This window comes from Polynucleobacter sp. CS-Odin-A6, from assembly GCF_018882095.1.
Classification (GTDB): domain Bacteria; phylum Pseudomonadota; class Gammaproteobacteria; order Burkholderiales; family Burkholderiaceae; genus Polynucleobacter.
Map to the genome: position 1 here is coordinate 780,767 of NZ_JACVPD010000001.1, position 13,050 is coordinate 793,816.

The 13,050-nt window shown below is 45.1% G+C and carries 15 protein-coding genes; 7 read left to right on the forward strand and 8 right to left on the reverse strand.

Annotated features, from left to right (window positions below):
* Positions 1–24: 24 nt before the first annotated feature.
* Complete coding sequence (locus ICN15_RS03985; RefSeq protein WP_216201339.1) at positions 25–801, forward strand: 3-hydroxybutyrate dehydrogenase; 777 nt, start codon at positions 25–27, stop codon at positions 799–801.
* 82 nt (positions 802–883) lie between these two features.
* The gene (locus ICN15_RS03990; protein ID WP_216201340.1) at positions 884–1,477 is read left to right on the forward strand and encodes a urate hydroxylase PuuD; all 594 of its coding nucleotides are present in this window, start codon (positions 884–886) and stop codon (positions 1,475–1,477) included.
* Between the two features lie 100 nt (positions 1,478–1,577).
* On the opposite strand, the gene ICN15_RS03995 is transcribed toward ICN15_RS03990, so the two are convergent.
* Both ICN15_RS03995 and ICN15_RS04000 read right to left on the reverse strand, forming a co-directional pair.
* The gene (locus ICN15_RS03995) at positions 1,578–2,753 is read right to left on the reverse strand and encodes an NAD(P)/FAD-dependent oxidoreductase (RefSeq protein WP_216201341.1); all 1,176 of its coding nucleotides are present in this window, start codon (positions 2,751–2,753) and stop codon (positions 1,578–1,580) included.
* 97 nt (positions 2,754–2,850) lie between these two features.
* A complete protein-coding gene (locus ICN15_RS04000) occupies positions 2,851–3,018 on the reverse strand; it encodes a rubredoxin (RefSeq protein ID WP_216201342.1) in 168 nt (55 codons plus the stop codon).
* Between the two features lie 204 nt (positions 3,019–3,222).
* On the opposite strand from ICN15_RS04000, the gene ICN15_RS04005 reads away from it, so the two are divergent.
* Both ICN15_RS04005 and ICN15_RS04010 read left to right on the forward strand, forming a co-directional pair.
* Positions 3,223–4,170: a hydrogen peroxide-inducible genes activator gene (locus ICN15_RS04005; RefSeq protein WP_216201343.1), complete on the forward strand. Its 948-nt coding sequence runs from the start codon at positions 3,223–3,225 to the stop codon at positions 4,168–4,170.
* A gap of 77 nt (positions 4,171–4,247) precedes the next feature.
* Complete coding sequence (locus ICN15_RS04010) at positions 4,248–5,348, forward strand: alkene reductase (RefSeq protein WP_216201344.1); 1,101 nt, start codon at positions 4,248–4,250, stop codon at positions 5,346–5,348.
* 63 nt (positions 5,349–5,411) lie between these two features.
* Here ICN15_RS04010 and ICN15_RS04015 read toward each other — a convergent pair whose 3' ends face one another.
* The 4 genes from ICN15_RS04015 to ICN15_RS04030 all read right to left on the reverse strand — a co-directional run bounded on the left by ICN15_RS04015 (position 5,412) and on the right by ICN15_RS04030 (position 7,758).
* Entirely contained in the window at positions 5,412–5,588 is a 177-nt protein-coding gene (locus ICN15_RS04015) for a hypothetical protein (RefSeq protein WP_216201345.1), read from the reverse strand.
* Between the two features lie 34 nt (positions 5,589–5,622).
* Positions 5,623–5,814, reverse strand: coding sequence for a hypothetical protein (locus ICN15_RS04020; protein WP_216201346.1), 192 nt, complete (start codon positions 5,812–5,814; stop codon positions 5,623–5,625).
* The gene (locus tag ICN15_RS04025; RefSeq protein ID WP_370625396.1) at positions 5,811–6,545 is read right to left on the reverse strand and encodes a hypothetical protein; all 735 of its coding nucleotides are present in this window, start codon (positions 6,543–6,545) and stop codon (positions 5,811–5,813) included. The genes ICN15_RS04020 and ICN15_RS04025 overlap by 4 nt, the downstream gene beginning before the upstream one ends.
* A 67-nt stretch (positions 6,546–6,612) precedes the next feature.
* Positions 6,613–7,758: an L-lactate dehydrogenase gene (locus tag ICN15_RS04030; protein ID WP_216201347.1), complete on the reverse strand. Its 1,146-nt coding sequence runs from the start codon at positions 7,756–7,758 to the stop codon at positions 6,613–6,615.
* A 145-nt stretch (positions 7,759–7,903) separates the two neighbouring features.
* Here ICN15_RS04030 and ICN15_RS04035 point away from each other — a divergent pair, with 145 nt between their 5' ends.
* Positions 7,904–8,809 carry a DMT family transporter gene (locus tag ICN15_RS04035; RefSeq protein WP_216201348.1) on the forward strand — a complete coding sequence of 302 codons (906 nt, stop codon included), beginning with the start codon at positions 7,904–7,906 and terminating at the stop codon, positions 8,807–8,809.
* A 10-nt stretch (positions 8,810–8,819) separates the two neighbouring features.
* On the opposite strand, the gene ICN15_RS04040 is transcribed toward ICN15_RS04035, so the two are convergent.
* Positions 8,820–9,773, reverse strand: a complete 954-nt coding sequence (locus ICN15_RS04040) for a dihydrodipicolinate synthase family protein (protein WP_216201349.1) — start codon at positions 9,771–9,773, stop codon at positions 8,820–8,822.
* Between the two features lie 306 nt (positions 9,774–10,079).
* Here ICN15_RS04040 and ICN15_RS04045 point away from each other — a divergent pair, with 306 nt between their 5' ends.
* Positions 10,080–10,988, forward strand: coding sequence for a tripartite tricarboxylate transporter substrate binding protein (locus tag ICN15_RS04045; protein ID WP_216201350.1), 909 nt, complete (start codon positions 10,080–10,082; stop codon positions 10,986–10,988).
* On the opposite strand, the gene ICN15_RS04050 is transcribed toward ICN15_RS04045, so the two are convergent.
* The gene (locus ICN15_RS04050; RefSeq protein ID WP_216201351.1) at positions 10,985–11,947 is read right to left on the reverse strand and encodes a tripartite tricarboxylate transporter substrate binding protein; all 963 of its coding nucleotides are present in this window, start codon (positions 11,945–11,947) and stop codon (positions 10,985–10,987) included. The genes ICN15_RS04045 and ICN15_RS04050 overlap by 4 nt on opposite strands.
* A 91-nt stretch (positions 11,948–12,038) precedes the next feature.
* On the opposite strand from ICN15_RS04050, the gene ICN15_RS04055 reads away from it, so the two are divergent.
* Entirely contained in the window at positions 12,039–12,977 is a 939-nt protein-coding gene (locus ICN15_RS04055) for a fumarylacetoacetate hydrolase family protein (protein WP_216201352.1), read from the forward strand.
* The last annotated feature ends 73 nt before the right edge of the window (positions 12,978–13,050 follow it).

The window sequence follows — 13,050 nt, forward strand, 5'->3', positions numbered from 1 at the left end:
TAGCAATTAAGAGCGAATAAGAACATGTCGAATTTAAAAGGTAAAACAGCCCTCGTCACTGGCTCAACTAGTGGCATTGGTTTAGCAATTGCGATTGGGTTGGCAAAGCAGGGTGCCAATATTATGGTGAATGGCTTTGGTGAGAAAGATGCGGCTGTTGCTGCTATTAAGGCTTGTGGAGTTGAGGTGGAATATCACGGCGCTGATATGAGTAAGCCAAATGAAATTCAAGATTTGATTGAGCAAACTGAAAAGCGCTTTGGCACACTAGACATATTAGTGAATAATGCCGGCATTCAGTATGTCGCAAATGTTGAAGACTTTCCTGCGGATAAGTGGGAATCGATTATTGCCATCAACTTAAGTTCTGCTTTTTATACATCGCATCACGCCTTACCTGGTATGAAAAAACGGAACTGGGGACGCATTATTAATATTGCCTCCGTTCATGGTCTCGTTGGCTCCACTCAAAAGTCTGCTTATGTCGCTGCCAAGCATGGGATTATTGGTTTAACCAAGGTAACCGCTTTAGAGAATGCAAAAACAGGAATTACTTGTAATGCGATTTGTCCAGGCTGGGTTTTAACTCCACTGGTTCAAAAGCAAGTGGATGCGCGCGCAGAGCGTGAAGGGATTTCGAATGAGGCTGCTAAGAATGCCTTGGTTTCTGAGAAGCAGCCCTCTGGTGAATTCGTAGCTCCAGAGCAATTGGCTGCCCTGGCAGTTTTTTTATGTGGCCCCGATGCATCGGAAGTACGCGGAGTTGCTTGGAATATGGATGGGGGCTGGACAGCCCAATAAAAACTCTATTTCCAGGTATTTAAACAAAAAAATTAGAATCGTTTATAGTTAGACGCAATTCTTACATTCAGGAGATACCATCATGGCATTCATTTTGACCTCATTAGGGCGCACAGTATTAGCTGGGTTTGTGCTTCTCGTTTTAATTGTCTTGGCTTTAGGTGGCAACTTTGCTTCCCTTGAATTGCCTTTCTTGTTCCGCTGGATTCACGTCACCGTTGGCGTTATGTGGATTGGTTTGCTTTGGTACTTCAATTTTGTGCAGATTCCTTCCATGTCCAAAATCCCAGATGAGCAAAAGCCTGCTATTTCTAAAGTGATTGCACCGACAGCATTGTTTTGGTTCCGTTGGGCAGCCCTAGCTACTGTTGTAAGCGGTTTAATCTTGGCCATCTTGAATGGTTATGCACATCAGGCATTTACATTGCAAGCGCCTTTCCGCGCAATTGGTTTAGGTATGTGGATTGCTATAGTAATGGCCTTCAACGTCTGGTTCATTATTTGGCCAAATCAAAAGCGTGCCTTGGGTATCGTTGCTGTTGAGCCGGATGTCAAAGCGAAGTCTGCACGCCTTGCAATGCTCACTTCACGCATCAACACAGTACTTTCTATTCCAATGTTATTTTTGATGAGTGCTCAGTCACACAACTCCACTTGGTTTGTAGTAGTTAATTAATCAAGCCAATGCATCTCATGAAAAAGGCCCGCAATTGCGGGCCTTTTCTTATCTGATGCAAAATTCAGCAGCAAGTGAATCTAGTATAGATAGTTGCCGATCATTCTGATGACAGTATCGGCGGCAATTCTTTAGTGAATGAGCCGCGTTGAGCAGTAGCGGAGCCTAGCAGGGCAAAGCCGAGAAGCTTGCCATCGCTAGATTCAAAGCGTGCTTCTAGCCCATCTTCAATAGCATTCATTTTCCAGTCACCTACGGCACCCTTAGCTGGCGGCGAGACAATAGTTGGAAGTGCAGGAGTCTTCACCATGACTGGCATGGCCGGATAGGTAAGCATAGTTACTTGCCCAAGTAGGTTGGGGGCTAAGGCCCTTGCTGCCTGCATGATGGGCATGACATAAGGCAGCACTAAGCCATCTACTTCAGCGCAGTCTCCAATCGCATAGACATTCTTTGCGCTGGTTTCTAAATGGCGGTTGACTGTAATGCCAGCACCGGTTGCAATTCCCGCAGCTTTGGCTAAATCCAAGCGGGGTCTTAAACCCACTGCCGATAAAAATACGTCACTGTTAATAACGGATCCGTTTGCAAGCGTGATGGAAAGGACATCGCCATTGCGATCAATCGATTTGACCGTAGTAGAAAAGTGCCAACGCACACCAGCTGCGCTTAATTTTAATTGAAGCATTTGTGCTGCTGCCTCAGGAAGTAAGTGACCTAAAGCTTGTGGGGCCAAATCAATCACATCTACTTCATAAGAACCTGACACCAGATCATTGGCAAACTCGCATCCAATCAGGCCAGCCCCAAGAATCGCAATCCGTTTTTTACCTTCAAGCGCCTTACGAAAATGGGCGTACTCTTCTAGATCGTTTACGGTCATGACTGCGTCGGTAGCATTGCCCTCTAAGGGTAAGCGAATTTGATCAGCGCCCAAACCAAGAACTAGCTTTCCATAAGCAATAGTGCCCTTGGAGGTTTCAATCGTTTGTGAAGCAGTATCAATAGCAGATACATCGGTTTCGCCGAGAATAGTTAGCTCAAGTTGAGCTGCCATGCCCTCGGCATTAGTGGATGCCAATTGTTCCGGAGACTTCTGGCTGGCTAATGCTGTAGAGAGCATGGGCTTTGAATAGAAGTAACCTGGCTCGCGGGTAACTAAAGTGATTGCGGTAGTCTTATCGAGTTTGCGAATCTCGCGAATGACGGTATATCCAGCTAGTCCACTGCCAATAATGACAATGCCCGATTGTGAAGATTGATTCTGATGATCCAAAGCTGGGCTCCCTGATGATGCGGTTAGTTACGACTTGGTTGCAGCTTAGTTACAGCTTGGTAAATACTCTTAAGGGGCCGAATGGCGCTCAACTAAATTAAGATACTTGAACCATTTCAAAGTCAGATTTTGCGACGCCACAGTCTGGGCATTCCCAATCATCTGGGACATCAGCCCAAAGAGTGCCAGCAGGAATACCGTCTTCTGGTATGCCTTTAGCTTCGTCATAGATATAGCCACACACAATACATTGCCAAGATTTCATTATTTCTTCCTTAGAGGTAGTTTTGTTATTTTAAATTTAATTTCATTTTATTTCTGAATATCAAGCTTTAGCTAATGCGTTTGCCGCGTTTAAGGCTGTTTCTAGCGATTTGCATGACCAATGAATTCTGAGCCTCACAGTTAATCAGCCCAATAAATAAGAATGGTATTATTGATCTAATAAATTGATCAAAGGGTCTTCCTGATGGCCGCTCTTCCTTCATTACGTCAGCTGCGCTATTTTGTGGCAATCGCTAAAGAGCTCAATTTCACAAGAGCTGCAGAAATCTGTTACGTCGGACAATCCACTTTAAGTGCAGGTCTGAAGGAGTTGGAAGATAGCTTGGGCGTGCGCTTGGTGGAGCGCGATCGGCAAAACGTAGCGATTACGCCCATTGGTTTTGAGATTCTGGAGAGGGCACAGACCATCTTGGCGGCATCTGAAGATTTAGTGGAATATGCCGACGCTGCTGGCAAGCCGATGGCTGGAACGATTCGCCTAGGTGTGATTCCAACGATTGCCCCTTTTTTACTGCCGAATGTATTGCCAGATATTCGTACGCGCTTTCCAAATCTGAAAATTGCTCTACGGGAAGATCTCACAGCGAATCTATTAAATAGATTAGCGGAACATCAACTGGATTTTATTTTAATTGCCTTACCGTATGAGACTTCAGGTCTGCTAGTCCAGGAGTTATTTGACGATGAGTTTTGGTTGGTAGCCAGAGAGGATGATCCAGCTCTGAAGGGAAAAGAAATTCATTTGCCAGCAAAAATGGCTGAACGTTTACTGCTCTTAGAGGAGGGGCACTGTTTAAGAGAGCATACTCTCCAGGCGTGTAAGCGTTCCGATATTCGTAAGGCGGATGGTATGGAGGCCACTAGTTTGCTAACCCTCTTGCAGATGGTGGACTCAGGCATGGGGATCGCATTGTTACCCGAGATGGCAGTGAGAGGTGGCTTACTCAATGGCACTAGCCTAGTGGCAAGACCCTTAGCGCCTCCTGCTCCGAAGCGAGTGATTGCTTTGGTTGCTCGCTCCTCTACCGCACACATAGAAGAGTTCCAGGTCTTTTCTAATTGCATTCAAGAGCGTTTTAAGAGAAATGCAAAGAATAGTCGCGGAGCAGTCAAGGGTTTGCGTAAAGATTGAGAGGGGCTGGGCAAGAATTGATCTTTCTTGCTACAGTCAGTGGTTAAATTATTTATCAGTAAAACAGAAAGAGTCTTATGTCCGGAAAAGAAATGATGTTTACGCCCGTTAAGCTTGGCGCTATTGAATTGCAGAATCGCCTAGTGATGGCGCCTTTAACGAGAATGCGCGCCATTGATGGAGATGTGCCAAATCCTTTGGCAAAAACATACTATGCACAAAGAGCAAGTGCTGGTCTCATTATTAGCGAGGCAACGCAAATTTCCCCTCTTGGAAAAGGCTATCCTGCCACCCCAGGAATCTATTCAGCAGAACAAACCGCAGCTTGGAAAGAAATTGTTGAGGCTGTACATGCAAACAATGGCAAGATGATCGCGCAGCTATGGCATGTTGGCCGTATCTCTCATTCCTCCTTGCATCCTGAGCAGGGCGTTCCTGAGGCTCCATCTGCCATTGCACCTGCAGGTCAAACCTACGGTGCCGATTGGCAGTTGCACGACTACGAAACTCCCAAAGCGATGACTGCTGAGGATATTGCGGGTCTCTTAAAAGATTTTGAATTGGCTGCCAAGAATACGCATACCGCTGGTTTTGATGGTGTAGAAATTCACTCGGCTAATGGCTATTTATTAGATCAATTTTTGCAAGATAAAACGAACCATCGTACTGATGGGTATGGCGGCTCAATAGAGAATCGGATGCGCTTATTGGGTGAGGTGATCGAGTCTATCGCCAAGGTCTATCCAAGCAATCGTATCGGTGTACGCTTATCGCCCTATGGCAGCTTTAACGATATGGCCGATAGCGATCCGGTTGCCTTATTCAATGCAGTCATTCATAAACTGAATGGCTACGGACTTGCTTATGTTCACATGATTGAGCCACGCTCGACATCTGCTGGTGGTAATGATCAGAATGATGCAGCGGCACCATTGACCTCTGAGATCTTCCGTAAAGCCTACCAAGGCCAATTTATTAGTGCTGGTGGATATGATCAGGCCATGGGTGAAGCTGTTCTAGAGGCCGGCTTAGCTGATGCGGTTGCTTATGGACGTTTATATATCGCGAATCCAGATTTGGCCGAACGTTTCAAGCAAGGTGCAACCCTCAATGCTTATGACCGCGCTACATTCTATGGTGGAGCAGAAGTAGGGTATACAGACTATCCAGCGCTCTAATAGGAACTGCGGTAACCGAGTCTAGCAAAGACTAGTAAGGGCCTCGATCGAAAGATGGAGGCCTTATTTTTTGTCTTCAGGATCTTTCAAGAGATCGAATTGGTTTGCAACCAAGAGGAATGCAATAGACGCACAACCCATAGCAAAAAATTCCCATTGATGCAGCATTGCAGTCCCAAAGACGGTCATTAAGATGGTCCAGCCGATTGCCATTTTGGCTTTTTTGCTCAGTGCTTTCATATGCGTAGATTCTTGTTGAAGTGTTATTTAAAGGTCATTTAACTGTTATGCGCGCTTTTGCACTCAGCTCATTCAGAGTGCCGCGCTTATCTAGTTGAGAGAGCCGCAAGGCCTCTTGTTCAAAGTCAATTTGCGCTGGATGAAATTCAATGTTGTTCAGGTGAATGACATAAGTCCATACTAATTCACGACCTCTGTCTTTAAAGACATCAACGACTCGTTTCATTTTTGATCACCCATAGAGTTGGCCACACTATTTTTAGGGGCGATGTTATGTTTTAAGTCAATGAGATTACGTGGATCGATTCGAATAACGCCCCCTCTGGGACTATCAATATCAGCAATCAAAAAGAAAGCAATTGAAACCATCATCGGGAAAATCATAAAAAGACCGATGTTACTTTTAAAGTTCCTGGCCCCGAAACCCACCAAAATATTGGCACCAATAGCGATGGCAGCCATGAGGCACCAGGCAGCAATTGGGATGCGATTCCACCAAGCGGCTTGAGTATAGCCCCGGGAATTAATCACATCATTCATGCCGGATACGACTAAGGCAATGGCGGGAGTAGATTGGGTCCGCGCTATCGGAAGTAATTCATTCCAGAGTGCTTTCTCTAATTCATTGGTTCTTCGTGTGATTTTTTTAGCCGTCTCTTGATCCTGCTCAGAGTAGAACAAGATGCGTTGGTCAAGATATTCATTCAACAAGCCTTTGATCGTTTCTGCAGTATTACTAGGCAGTAGATCCGCTCTTAAAAACTCCGTACCCACCGCATTGGCTTCCGCTTCTTCATAGTTCTGCCTTAAGTCATAACGCGCAATTGCCATAGAGAAGGTGAAGCCAATAATTAAGCCGAGCAGTGTCAGCGTTGCCGTCTGAATGATTCCCAGATCTGCCGATGTCTCGGTATCTTTAGTGCGGTATTGGCTTAAAACGGCATTACCAAGCCACACTGACCCAGAGAGGGTTACAGCAGAAATGACAAATATGATTTCAGGGGAGTTGGCTAAATTTTGAATATTAAAAAGTTCCTGGATACAAAATATCTTTAGTCACATTTTGAATGTCGCGGTGTCCAGTAAATGCCATAGTGATATCGAGTTCATTATGAATAATCTCCAAGCATTTAGTCACACCCGCTTCGCCCATGGCACCCAAGCCATAGAGAAAAGGGCGGCCAATCATCGTGCCGCGAGCGCCCAGCGCCCAGGCTTTGAGCACATCCTGTCCAGACCGAATGCCACCGTCCATCCAAACCTCAATATCGTTGCCGACTGCATTCACAATCCCGGGCAATGCCTTAATACTCGAAATCGCACCATCTAGTTGACGGCCACCATGATTAGAAACAATCAAGGCATCTGCGCCAGAGTTAGCAGCGAAACGGGCATCTTCTTCATCTAGGATGCCTTTAATAATTAACTTACCACCCCACAGTTTTTTAATCCACTCCACATCATCCCAGCTTAAGCCGGGATCAAACTGTTCAGCAGTCCAGGAGGAGAGGGAGGACATATTGCCGACACCAGTAGCGTGTCCAACAATATTTCGAAAGGTTCTGCGGGGAGTCATTGCCATACCCATACACCAGCGGGGCTTGGTCATCATGTTGACGATGTTGGTCATCGTCAGTTTTGGAGGCGCTGATAAACCATTTTTCAAATCTTTATGGCGTTGCCCCAAGATCTGTAAATCTAAAGTTAACATCAGAGCGGAGCACTTAGCAACCTTGGCCCGCTCAATGAGGCGCTCAATAAAGCCGCGATCCTTCATGACATATAACTGGAACCAAAAAGGTTTCGTGGTTCGTTCGGCTACATCCTCAATAGAGCAAATACTCATAGTGGATAAGCAGAATGGCACGCCAAATTTTTCTGCAGCACGGGCGGCCAAAATTTCACCATCAGCACATTGCATGCCAGTTAATCCGGTGGGTGCTAGCGCAACGGGCATCGCAACTTCTTCACCCACCATGGTTGTCTTGGTGGTGCGATTAGTCATGTTGACAGCAACGCGTTGACGTAGTTTGATCTTCTGAAAATCAGACTCGTTGGCGCGGTAGGTAGATTCAGTCCATGACCCGGAGTCTGCATAGTCATAGAACATCTTTGGGGTACGTTTCTGGTGTAAAACTCGTAAATCTTCAATATTGGTAATGATTGCCACTAAAACCCCTTTATGTGATGCCAATGCCAGTTGCTACTACTAATGTAAGCTCTATCTTAGCAATACCGAGCATTTGTTTCTACAATGCCTAGGCAATGCCCTTATTGGAGGCTAAAAACCTCATTTTTCCTCTAAATCTCTTTTAATGCCCCAATTAACCCTCTCAACTGTTTTTTACTTAACGCTGGCGACCATTTTATGGGCTGCTAATGCGATTGCCGGACGAGCATTGGTTGGTAGCATTTCACCTGTTACCTTAAGTACGGTTCGTTGGGGTTTGGCAGCACTGATATTACTGCCCTTGGGGTGGCGGGTTTTTAGGAGCAGCAGCGCCTTGTGGCAAAACAAGGTTCGCTTTATCGTCTTAGCTCTCTTAGGAGTGGGAAGTTATAACGTCTTGCTCTATCTTGCTTTGCAGACATCGACTGCTATTAATGTCACGCTGATTGGTGCCAGCATGCCCATCTGGATGCTGCTGATTGGCACTTTTTTCTATCAAGTCAAGCCAAGACTGCTACAGCTGGTGGGGGCGATTATTTCCTTGGTTGGTGTCATCGTGGTCTTGACGCGAGGAGAACCTGCTAGCCTGCTCACCATGGAAGTGGTGATGGGTGATTTATTCATTATGTTGGCGACGATTCTCTGGGCCTTTTATAGCTGGATGATTAGCCGCCCTGGTCAGAGTACGGAACGGCAATGGCCTTGGGCAGAGTTCTTAATGGCACAGGTCATGATTGGATTCCTGTGGACCATGCTGTTCGATAGCGTAGAGATTGCTACTGGACATGCTTTTATTGATCTGAATTACTGGACTGGCGCATTGATCCTCTTTGTCGCAATTGGACCATCCTTGATTGCGTATCGCTGCTGGGGTTTGGGAGTGAGTGGTGCGGGCCCAACGGTAGCAGCATTTTTTGCTAACCTGATTCCGCTCTTTACAGCCTTACTCTCGGCCGCCATCCTGGGGGACCCACCCCAGCTATTTCATGGCCTCGCTTTTGCCTTGATCGTTATTGGGATTTTAATTTCCTCAAGTCGAAACCATACTTAGGACTAAGCCACTAATTTTTTAATAATCCTGAGGCAATCAGGCCATGTCTCACATGAGAGCGATGGGTATCCGTAACATCTACGGCTGGGGGTCTAACAAGGGAATTGGGTATCTGCCCAAGCTGAACTAGTGCTTCTTTTACGCAGGCTACTTCACTGGTAGCTGAACTAGGCTCTTGATTCTCAAAAACACCATCCATAATGGGGATGCAGAAATCGCGATGAATTTTTTGTGCCTTAGTCGCATCACCTCGCATCGCTGCATCTATCAGATCCACCCATTGAGGTGTATCGATGACACTAATGCCAATTAAGGCGCCATGGACACCATGCAATAGCATCCCAAGTAGGGGAGGGGAGTCCAGTGCTGCCAAGATGGTGAGTTTGTCATGTAACTTTTCCCAGATTTGCACGTATCGTGTCACCGTTCCGCAGGCAGCTTTTATGGCAACGACATTTCGAATGGAGGCAATTTTTTCGAGGGAGTCTAAAGAATAGGCGCATCCCGATGGATCGGGATACTGAAACACAATCATCGGTAGATCCACTTGCTCATCTAACATTTTATAAAACTGGTAAACCGAATCTGGATTTTGTGCGAGCCTGCGATAGGGTCGTGCATCAAAGGGGTTAAGCACTAACAAAGCATCGGCACCAGCATTCTTTGCGAGAAGACCATCCTTGACAGCCGAAGGCCCTCTGCCCTCAATGCCACTGATGAGAATCTGACCTGGCAACATCACTTCCCGAGCTAAGGCAAGTATTTTTATTTTTTCCTCATCAGATAACTGAAGAATCTCCGCAAGTCCTGCATTAACCGCTATACCTTTGACGCCTGGTGTGCGCGCAGTCTGCTGAAGATGTTGGGCCAGCGCCTCATAGTCCAAAGTTAGGTCGGTCTTGAAAGGAGTGATTGTGGCTGGATATAAGCCGCGTAACACCAAAGACTTTTTATTTTCAAGCATTTTTAACCTTTGAGTACAGATAAATAAACCAGCAAATTTTTTTCTAAAAATAAGCGAGTAATGTTTGTTAGAAATTCTATAGTAAAGTAAGTTTGATTATATAAATAATGAATTCAGAGTCTTAAAATATTTTCCATTGGAATTGCTAAGAATCATTTTTAAAAATCTTGAGTTGTTGTTGGCCCTTCCATGAAGAGGGGGGAAGCTGATAAACCATTAGGGGAGGTAGATATCGTGTGCTTTAGAGATTACAGTCGCCATTTCACCAGATTATTATTTCTGCTATGCTATTTTCTGTTCTCCGGAATGTCCTTCGCTCAGTCCTATCCAAGTAAGCCGATTAAATTAGTAGTGCCATATGCACCGGGTGGTGGCACTGATCTCACTGCGAGATTGATCGCAAAAATACTCTCCGCTAGCTTAAATCAACCTGTTCTCGTAGAAAATAAAGCGGGTGCAGGTGGGATCATTGGTCAGGAATATGTTGCCAAGGCCGTACCTGATGGATACACCTTGCTTTTTAGTGCCGCAGGACCCCTGACTATCACTCCATTCACATACCCTAGCTTGCCTTATGACCCAGTCCAAAGTTTTGAGCCAATAGTGTTGATTTCAGCGCAACCCTTAGTTTTGGTTGTGAATTCTGATTCAAAAATGTATTCGATTGCCGATTTGTTAAAGGAGGGGGCTGGTAAACGCTTGAATTATGGCTCCTTTGGAAACGGTAGCGCAGCACATTTGGCAGGTGAATCTTTTAAGATGGCTAGCAAGTTGGAAATGACCCATATTCCATACAAAGGCACTAGCCCTGCATTAACTGCGCTACTAGGCGGAGATATCGATATGTTGTTTGATACGGTAAGTACTGCTACACCATTTATTAAGTCTGGGAAATTAAGGGCGATTGCATTAACGTCCAAAAGTAGATCCTCGTTACTACCCGATGTTCCAACGATGGCGCAAGCAGGGGTGAGTGGTTTTGAAGCTGGAACTTGGTATGGAATTTTGGCTCCCGTAGGAACTGGCCCAATGGTGATTCAAAAAATAAATCAGGCAGTGAATGCTGGCTTAAAGAGCAAGGAAGTGATTGAGGCATTTACCTCAGAGGGTTCAGTGATTCTTGGGGGTAGCCCAGCTCAATTTAGAAATTTTATGGCCGCTGAGTTAAAAAAGAATGAGCTTGTAGTGAAGGCAGCGGGAATTACTGCAAATTAATCTGGCTGAATATTATTTGTTTTAATGACTCTAGCCCACTTGTCTACCTCTGTTTTAATTTTTAGGGCTGACTGCTCTGGTGTTTGAATATTCACAATAAACCCAAGGGCGGAAAGTTTATTGCGGATATCTTGATCCGTCAGTACTTTATTCACTTCTTGATTGAGCTTTTGAATAATGGGTTTTGGCGTCCCCGCAGGAGCCACCAAAAACTGAATGGTTTCACCTTCAAATTCTGGGTAACCAGATTCAGCTACCGTAGGAATGTCTGGCAAAGATGGATATCTGGTTAAGCTAGTTATTGCCAGGCCAAGTAATTTCCCCCCTTTAATCTGTTGAACTGTTGGGGGTAGTACTGCAAAAGACATGGGGACATCGTTGCTCAAGACGGCTTGAAGAGCAGGACCTCCCCCGTTATATCCAATGTGTTGAATATCTAAATTGGCTCGTAACTTCAGTAATTCCGCTGTAAGTTGCGGGCTAGTTCCAGCGCCTGGAGATGAATAATCATATTTTCCAGGATTTTGTTTAATTAGTGCGACGAAATCTTTAAAATTCTTGGCTGGAAATGCGTTGTTGACGACGATGATATTTGGGGAGCTTGCTGGGAGGGAGATCGGGGTAAAGTCACGGGATGCATCATAGTTGGAGTTCGATATGAGGGAGGGATTAATTACAAATGCACTACTGCATAGCAGCAGCGTGTATCCATCTGGATTCGATTTGGCAACCTGTTGAATGCCAATATTTGCACTAGCACCGGGTTTGTTTTCAATGATGAATGTTTTACCAGTAGTTTCGGCTATTTTCTGAAATAACAGGCGGCCAAAAATATCCGATGGACCCCCAGGGGCGTAAGGAACAATCACTTTAATGGGTTTATTTGGATAATCCTGGGCAAATGCTATGCCGCTGAATATTGTTAGCGCTGTAAATATGATGGTGACAGGCTTGCGCATTTTTCATATCTCCTTACATATTGGTTAGGATATGGTATCAACTTTAGCAATAGAAGTGCATTGAAGTAAATTAAACCCACAAGAGATCATCATGAGACTAATGACATTTACCCGCGGAACATCATCAATCCCAGAGATCGGCGCTCGCATTCTTCATGCAGTTGGTAAGGAGATTCTCCCTTTTGCTGATGCAGCAAAATTACAAGGTATAGAATATTTCCCCATCACGATGAGAGAGTTTCTGCGGGCTGGTAACAAGGCAATGGATCAAGCAAAATCTTGGGTTCAAGAGCTTTCCAAATCCGCCCCCGAATTATTGCTGGGTGTTGACGAAATTACGTATTTGCCGCCGATAACAAATGCTGAAAAGTTTTTATGTGTAGGTAAGAATTATCGCACTCATCTGGAAGAGCTCAAGCGAACCAATCTGATCAAAGAAATTCCACAAGAGCCCACCTCCTTTATCAAGTTAAATTCATGTTTATCTGGTCATAATGCAAAAGTAGTTCGCCCAAGAGGGATTTCGCGACTGGATTATGAACCGGAGCTCGTATTCATAATAGGCAAAAGGGCGCTGGGTGCCAAGAAAGATGAAGCAATGAGTTATGTTGCTGGCGTTACCATTTTGAACGATCTTACTTGCCGAGATTTGCAGTTGCGTGAAGTGGCATCGGGATCGCGTTTTTGGACTGGAAAAAATATTCCTGGATTTGGCCCTCTTGGACCTGAGATTATTACCATTGATGAAATTCCAGACGTGTATGATTTATGGATGACTTGCTCAGTCAATGGACAAGAGCGTATGCGCGTCAATACGCAGGATCAGATTTGGAAGATCTCAGATATCTTGGAGCACTTCTCCCGTTTTATTCCGATTGAAGCTGGAGATATGTTTTCAACTGGTGCCCCTGGTGGTGTGGCTGTCGGTAAAGAGAATGCAGAGGACCTTTACCTCAAGCCAGGTGATGTGGTCGAGTGCTCTATTGATGGTATTTCAACTTTAAGAACAACGATTATTGACGAGTCTTGAAATGAATATGCTGAGGCGTAGTTTAGTATGCTGTCTTACTATTGCTTGTATGCTTTCCTGTGCATCTTCACTT

Bases quoted from the DNA above. Each gene is read 5' to 3' on its own strand.
- ICN15_RS03985 (WP_216201339.1), top strand. From the start codon at position 25: ATGTCGAATTTAAAAGGTAAAACAGCCCTCGTCACTGGCTCAACTAGT.
- ICN15_RS03990 (WP_216201340.1), top strand. From the start codon at position 884: ATGGCATTCATTTTGACCTCATTAGGGCGCACAGTATTAGCTGGGTTT.
- ICN15_RS04000 (WP_216201342.1), bottom strand. From the start codon at position 3,018: ATGAAATCTTGGCAATGTATTGTGTGTGGCTATATCTATGACGAAGCT.
- ICN15_RS04005 (WP_216201343.1), top strand. From the start codon at position 3,223: ATGGCCGCTCTTCCTTCATTACGTCAGCTGCGCTATTTTGTGGCAATC.
- ICN15_RS04010 (WP_216201344.1), top strand. From the start codon at position 4,248: ATGTCCGGAAAAGAAATGATGTTTACGCCCGTTAAGCTTGGCGCTATT.
- ICN15_RS04015 (WP_216201345.1), bottom strand. From the start codon at position 5,588: ATGAAAGCACTGAGCAAAAAAGCCAAAATGGCAATCGGCTGGACCATC.
- ICN15_RS04020 (WP_216201346.1), bottom strand. From the start codon at position 5,814: ATGAAACGAGTCGTTGATGTCTTTAAAGACAGAGGTCGTGAATTAGTA.
- ICN15_RS04035 (WP_216201348.1), top strand. From the start codon at position 7,904: ATGCCCCAATTAACCCTCTCAACTGTTTTTTACTTAACGCTGGCGACC.
- ICN15_RS04040 (WP_216201349.1), bottom strand. From the start codon at position 9,773: ATGCTTGAAAATAAAAAGTCTTTGGTGTTACGCGGCTTATATCCAGCC.
- ICN15_RS04045 (WP_216201350.1), top strand. From the start codon at position 10,080: ATGTCCTTCGCTCAGTCCTATCCAAGTAAGCCGATTAAATTAGTAGTG.
- ICN15_RS04050 (WP_216201351.1), bottom strand. From the start codon at position 11,947: ATGCGCAAGCCTGTCACCATCATATTTACAGCGCTAACAATATTCAGC.
- ICN15_RS04055 (WP_216201352.1), top strand. From the start codon at position 12,039: ATGAGACTAATGACATTTACCCGCGGAACATCATCAATCCCAGAGATC.